Source organism: Geodermatophilus siccatus, from assembly GCF_900103785.1.
Classification (GTDB): Bacteria; Actinomycetota; Actinomycetes; order Mycobacteriales; family Geodermatophilaceae; genus Geodermatophilus; species Geodermatophilus siccatus.
Window position 1 is genome coordinate 311701 of the sequence record NZ_FNHE01000006.1, and the last position, 1589, is coordinate 313289.

Below are 1589 nucleotides of genomic sequence, written 5' to 3' on the forward strand. Positions count from 1 at the left end.
GTCGTCCCGGGCGTGGTCGTCCCGGGCGTGGTCGTCCCGGGGGTCACAGTCCTCGGGGTGCCGGATGGCGGGGGCGCAGGGGCCGCCGGGGCGGCCCGGGGCGTTCCCCCCGGCGCCGCCGGCGCAGGCGTCGCCGACGGGGGCATCAGCGGAGTGGGCGCTCCGGACGGGGGCGTTCCGGCCGGCGGGGTCACGGGTGAGGGCTCCGCCGCCGGAGTGGGAGCGTCCTGCGGAGTGGCCGGCTCGTCACCTGATGAGCCGGTCGGGGACTCCGCAACGGCCACATCGCCGTCGGAGGTGCCGGCGGGCTCGGACGGCGGGTCGCCGTCCGCCGACCCCCCGGAGGTGCCGGAACCGGTGGCCGGCTCGTCCTCGGCGTCGTCCGCGTCGTGGTCGTTCGGCACGGGCGCCGAGGGCAACGGCTGGTCCGGCGGTTCGACGTCACCACCCTCGGCCACCGGCGGGGACAACGGCAGGGACGCGCCCTGCTCCGCGGCGGCGGAGCCGGCGGACACGACCGTCGCCACCCATGCGGTCCCCAGGAACAGGACCATCAGGAGGATCCGCCGGCCCCACAGCGGGAGGACGGTCCGCGAGCCAGGCACGACGAGGGGTGCCGCGGAACTCCCGCGCACCCACTCACCATCCCCCGTGCTCGCGATCACTCGCTGCTCCCTGACCACATCCGTTCGGACGACGATGTGGCGTGCAACCAGGGCTTCCTTCCCCGTCACCTGTAAGCGACTGTCTTGGCGGACGGGTGGGACGTCAACAAGAAGCCACCCGGCTCGGATACACGCCGGGTCGAAATGCACGGACGGTCACCGGCAGATCCGTGTTCGCATACGAAACGGGCTCGTCCCGACTCAGAATCGGCAGATGCTGGGAACGCCGCGCTGGCGCCGCCTGCCCAGGTGCCACGGGAGGTGGACAGCCGCGGAGCACGTCGCTCGATGCGCCGAGCGCCGGCGGAGATCGCGCGTCGAGCCCGCGGCGGAGCAGGGAGAACGGACCGCACCGAGCGCGCGTGACAGTCAGTCCAGGGCACTGTCGCCACCAGCAGGACGCCCAGGCCGCCGATCGAGAGGCCGCTCGGGCAGCGATCGCTGTCGGCCGCCCCTGGGCTGTCAGGGACCTCTACCAGGTCACCGGCCGTGCTCGTGGAGAGCGGTGTCGAGGGCGGTCGGGAGGGCGGTGAGGAAGGCGTCGACCTGGGCGTCGGTGAGCACCAGGGCCGGCGCCAGCCGCAGCACGCCCGGGGCGACGGCGTTGGCCAGGAACCCGGCCTGCCGCAGCGCGGTCTCCAGCGCGGCGGCGACGTCGGCGGTGAGCACCACGCCCAGCAGCGCGCCGCGGCCGCGCACCCCGGCCACGCCGGGGTGGGCCAGGGCCTCGATGCCGGCGGTGAACCGCTGCTCGAGCTCCTTGGCCCGCTCCAGCAGCCCCTCCTCGCGGATGGTGTCCAGCACCGCCAGGGCGGCGGCGGCGGCGATCGGGTTGCCGCCGAAGGTCGACCCGTGGCTGCCGGCGCCCAGCAGCTCCGCGGCGGCGCCGAAGGCCAGCGTGGCGCCCAGCGGCAGCCCGCCGCC

1 protein-coding gene is annotated in these 1589 nt (G+C 75.6%); it reads right to left on the reverse strand.

All coding sequences use genetic code 11. The annotated features are described in order from the left end of the window. Positions 1–1145 precede the first annotated feature (1145 nt). Positions 1146–1589 (reverse strand): aminotransferase class III-fold pyridoxal phosphate-dependent enzyme (locus tag BLS21_RS13795; RefSeq protein WP_139177117.1); only part of this gene is annotated, 444 nt, incomplete at its 5' end.